The organism is Frankia sp. Mgl5, from assembly GCF_023242985.1.
Lineage (GTDB): Bacteria > Actinomycetota > Actinomycetes > Frankiales > Frankiaceae > Parafrankia > Parafrankia soli.
In genome coordinates this window covers 1-4886 of record NZ_JALKFY010000722.1, presented here as the reverse complement: position 1 = coordinate 4886, position 4886 = coordinate 1, and the positions used below count along the sequence as shown (strand labels likewise).

The following is a 4886-nucleotide window of genomic DNA, read 5'->3' as shown; positions in this document are numbered from 1 at the left end:
GCCTTCGACCTCGACGACGACACACTTCGAGCCCAGCTCCTGCCACTCGCGAAACGCTTCCTCGACCTGACCTGACCCGACCAAGCAGCGCATCACCAGCCAGCAGCCCCGGCTCTTCGCTCACTGGGCATGGGCCGCAGGATCCTGGTGGACAGGATGACAGGAGCCCGGTGACGAGAGATCGTCACGCCGGGATCTGTGGGAGCCCGGGGGTGAGATCCCCCCGGGCTACCCGACCCACGTTGCTACCCGCGTGGTCGGCTGCCGGCCATCATGGGTAGACCATCGACAGCGGCGCGAGCACAGCCACCTCGAAACGGGAATTGAAGGTCATGATGGGCGATACCAGCCGACTCGACGCAATCGCTGCCCGCCTGCTCACCGCGGAGCGCGCCAACCGTGGCGTCCGACACCTGGCCAACGCGGCGGTCGAAATCGGAGAGACGGTGGACACCGCCGGCGCTGTCGTCATCCTCTCCGAGTACCGCCAGGCGTACCGCGAGGTGCATGACGTGCTCACTAACGGTGACCCGGTCGATATCGTTTACCTGGCCTCACAGCTCGACCCATCCTGACCCAGTCTTCCAGGTTTACCTGCGTCGGCACTGTTGTGTCGTGAGGTAGACGCGCATGCCGGGGCCCGGCCGGCCGGCGGTCAGATGGCGTGGGTGAGCTCGGTGTCGATCATAACCAGGCATGTTCGGGACAACCCTCTCCAGAGGGTCGAGCCGCACATTGCCGGGCCTGCTCGAAATCATTTTTCGGGGCCCGGTCAAATGAGCACGCATTGAGCGCTCGTGAAATTCTGAAATCGAATGCCGATCGGTTAGGTTCTCCAATCATGCAGGTCAAAGCAATTTTGATCAACTGGAGATGCGGTCTATGACCATCATTCGAGCTGGTTAAAAGCAGGTTGCTCCGCAAATTGAGCAACCTGGTATACCTCCTGCGCGGATCCACCGTCGACCCTGTACTGGGAAGATGCATGCGCGTTGTGCGCGCGGACGTTCCGGTGCGGCCCGACATTCGCGGTGGCCATATGGCGGTGGGTCACGGCGCGCGTCACCTACGAGCTCCGCGAGATCGGCCGGTGTGGCGAACGCACACCGGCCGATCCCCGTCCTCATTTCTGGGAGTGCCTGGAATGGGCTGGCTGGGCGACGCCGAGTCGGGGTCGCACGTCCGGTTCCCCATCCGCATGTCGGTCCAGCGAAGTGATTGGACAGCGGGCAGCATCTCACCATGCAATCCCGGTCATCGTGGCCGCGTCGTTCCCGCTACCCGAGCGCACCGCCCAACGCGGACGTCCGGGCTGGTGGTCGGGGCCATGGCCTGCTGGCCCCGACACTGGTGTCATCCCGGGTCGGGGTAGGTCCCTCGGGGTTGCTCACGTCTACCGACGAAGGAGGCCCCTGTGGATCCATCGTATGAGGGTCGCCAGATTGTGGGAATCGATCTCCATCGGCGGCGGTCGGTGCTCGTACGGATGACCCCCGGCGGGCACCCGCTGGGAACGGTCCGGATCAGCAACGACGCTGCCACCCTCGCTCGTGAGATCAGCCGTGCCGGTGAGCATCCCGACGTGGTGCTGGAGGCCACCTACGGCTGGTACTGGGCGGCGGACGTGCTGGCCGCCGCTGGTGCGCAGGTGCACCTCGCGCACCCGCTGGGCGTGAAGGGTTTCGCCTACCGGCGGGTGAAGAACGACGTCCGTGACGCCGCGGATCTCGCGGACCTGCTCCGCATGGGACGCCTACCCGAGGCGTGGGCCGCTCCACCGCCGGTACGGGAACTACGCGAGACCGTCCGGCACCGCGCCGCGCTCGTCGCGATCCGGTCGGCGTGCAAGGCCCAGATCCACGCGGTGCTCGCCAAGAACGGGGTCGCGGTAACCCATGACCGACCTGTTCGGCCAGGCTGGCACCGAGCTCCTCGACCAGGTCCAGCTCCCGAGCCCGTTTCACGCCCGCATCACGAGCCTGCGCCGGATCATCGACCTGCTCGACTTCGAGATCGACGCGGCCGCGTCCCAGCTCGCTGGCCGGCTCGCGCGGGATCCGGGCTATCAGGCGCTGCTCACCCTCCCCGGGGTCGGAAAGACCTTGGCCGCGGTGTTCCTCGCCGAGATCGGGGACATCACCCGTTTCCCCACGCCCGGTCACCTTGCCAGCTGGGCTGGTCTCACCCCCCGGCACCGTGAGTCCGACACGACCGTGCACCGCGGCCACATCACCAAACAGGGCTCCTCCCTAATCCGCTGGGCCGCGATCGAAGCCGTGTCGATCCTGCCTCCCACGACCCCGGCTCCGCGTATCGGCTGCCTTCACCGAACTCGCCTTCGCCGTCTGATCACCGGGTCCAACCGGGGCCTGGCATGCCACGCGTTCCCCGAACGCAACAGCCCCCCAGCGCCTCCGTCGATCAGGTGGGCGGTCCGGCCCGTATCAGGGATCAGTTCTCCCCGTTGTGTCTCTTCCAGCTGCGGCCACATGCCTTTCACACGGTCGCGTCGAAGACTGCCGGCGACGGTGTCACCGAGGACGGGAGTGCGGATGTCGGACCCGAGGCAGGTCCCATCGGGAGGGTGGAGGAGGTCGCTGGATGCCTCGGTGACCCGCCGGCGCGCAGGTCGCACCGTTGCTGTCGCTCTGGTGATGACAGGTGTGGTGGTGACAGCGACGGCGGTGGCGGGAGCAGCGGGCATCACCGGGCAGACCGCCGTGGCCGGCGCTGTGGCGGTGTCGGCTGACACCCGGGCGGGATCCGCGACGTCGGCCAGGACGACGAGGGCAGTCGCGGTGACGACCGCCTCGGAGCAGGGTGCGGCGCCAGCCGGGACAGCTCCGATGGATACGCCAGTGGGAACGTCTGCGCCTGTTGGGTCGGTGGAGGACAGCGCTGCGGATGGCTACGTCTACGGGTACAGCCCGGTGGCGATGGCCCGTACCCGGGCGGCCCACGTCTGCCGGGGCGGCACGAACACCCTGCTCAACGTCCCGATCCTGTCGACGCCGCTGAGCCGGAGCGTGGTGGCTCCGAACGTCGACACCCTTTACTCGGTTGCCTGGCTGGACCTGCGTGGCGGGCCGGTGAGCCTGACGTTGCCCGACACGACCGACCGGTATGTCGTGTTCGAGATCCTGGACATCTACTCCAACGCCTTCGCCAACATCGGCACCAGGCTCAACGGCTCGCAGCCCGGTGCCTATCTGATCACCCCGCCGGGGTGGAGCGGGACGGCACCGGAAGGGACCACCGTGGTCGCCGCGCCGAGCTGGGACGTCTGGGCGCTCGGCCGCACGTTGGTGGACGGCGACGACGATCTGCCCGCCGCACGTGCCGTGCAGGGCCAGTACACCGTGGCGGCCACCGACCTCGGTGAGACCGGGCCGACACCACCCGCCCTGCCCGCGGTGGACTGCGCGAACCCACCCGACCCGCAAACCCCTTACGACGCAGGGGCGGCGTTCTTCGACGAGCTGGCTGCGGTGCTCGCCGCCGATCCGCCGCCTGCCGCCGACGACCCGGCGCTCGCCTCGCTCGCGAGTATCGGGGTCGTGCCGGGTTCGACCCCGTCGGCGGGGGACCCGGCGACGGTGGCGGCTCTGGCGGCGGGGGTGACCGCGGGTGAGGCCGAGGTCCAGGCCGCGGCCGAGGATGCCCTCGTCCCGTCCGGCACCTGGCTGGGAAGTTTCAACGGCGGCACCTACGGCACCGATTACCTGCTGCGTTCCGCGGTCGCCGTGGTCGGGCTCGGGGCGAACGTACCGCAGGAGTCGCTGTACTACTGGTCCGGCCCGGACAACGACGGTGACCCGCTGACCGGCGCGCACACCTACCGGATGCACTTCGCCGCCGGTGAGCTGCCACCGATCGAATCCGCCGGGTTCTGGTCCGTGACGCTGTACGACGACGAGATGTTCCTCGTGCCGAACGCGCTGCGACGCTACGCCCTGGGGGATCGCAGTGACCTCACGGCGAACCCGGACGGATCCATCGACATCTACCTGTCGGCGACCGCCCCGGCCGGGCACACAGACAACTGGCTACCCGCGCCGGACGGACCGTTCAACCTGATGATCCGCGCGTACATCCCCACCGAGGCCGCGCTGACGAACACCTGGCATCCACCCGCGATCGAACAGATCTCCTGACCCGCCCGCTACCGCTCTCACCGCCCCCGCACGCTGAATACCCGATCATCGGGTGGATCGTGGGGTGAGGCAGAAGCCCTGGCTAGATCCCGTTCTCGGTGGCATAGCCACCCGACCGGACTCACATCGGGCCCACATCAAGGGCATCAAGACTGCGAGCGCGCCCGAACCACCGCGCCGCTTCCGGAGGATGCCCACTGTGCCCACATCGGCCGCACCCCGCTCCGACGCGGGAACCCCCGCACCGCTTCCGCCGGCGCCGGCGGAAGCGGAAGCGGTGCGGCGCCCGGCCCGGCGGATGCACCGGGTAGTCATGTCCATCGGCATTCTGACTGCCGGCGGCTCGCCGTTCGTCATCCCCTCGACGCGCACCGGCACCGGTTCGAGTACCGATCCGGTCGGGCCCGACCAAGGGAATCCGCCCTCCAGGCCCGGCGATGCTGGCCCGCGGCGACCGGCCGGCACGGCCGCAGCCCCAGCCGCGGGTGTCAGCCGGTGGCGGCACGTTCTACACCTAGACCTCGAACGTGCGGGCCGGCAACAACGAGTGCTCGACCACCGGCGGCCCGGACACCCATCCCACCAACCTCGGGGACCAGTGCAACCCCATTAGCAACCGACCGTGATGCTAAAACGGCGGACGGTCCAGGACATACCCCGCTGAGGTGAGGATTTCCGGTGTGGGCTGGGTCGGCGGCGGGCGTGGCTGACCGCGCCGGGTGGTCGGGCCCG

Annotated in this window: 2 protein-coding genes and 2 pseudogenes; all 4 read left to right on the top strand. The window is 68.6% G+C overall.

Annotated features, from left to right (window positions below; genetic code table 11):
- Positions 1 to 332: 332 nt before the first annotated feature.
- The 4 genes and pseudogenes from MXD62_RS26990 (at position 333) to MXD62_RS26975 (ending at position 4154) form a co-directional block, all read left to right on the top strand.
- Positions 333 to 575 carry a hypothetical protein gene (locus MXD62_RS26990; RefSeq protein WP_235013665.1) on the top strand — a complete coding sequence of 81 codons (243 nt, stop codon included), beginning with the start codon at positions 333 to 335 and terminating at the stop codon, positions 573 to 575.
- A 911-nt stretch (positions 576 to 1486) separates the two neighbouring features.
- Positions 1487 to 1813, top strand: a pseudogene (locus tag MXD62_RS26985) (transposase); the annotation flags it as partial.
- A gap of 82 nt (positions 1814 to 1895) precedes the next feature.
- Positions 1896 to 2219, top strand: a pseudogene (locus MXD62_RS26980) (transposase); the annotation flags it as partial.
- A 666-nt stretch (positions 2220 to 2885) separates the two neighbouring features.
- Positions 2886 to 4154, top strand: a complete 1269-nt coding sequence (locus MXD62_RS26975; RefSeq protein WP_248832219.1) for a DUF1254 domain-containing protein — start codon at positions 2886 to 2888, stop codon at positions 4152 to 4154.
- Positions 4155 to 4886 lie beyond the last annotated feature (732 nt).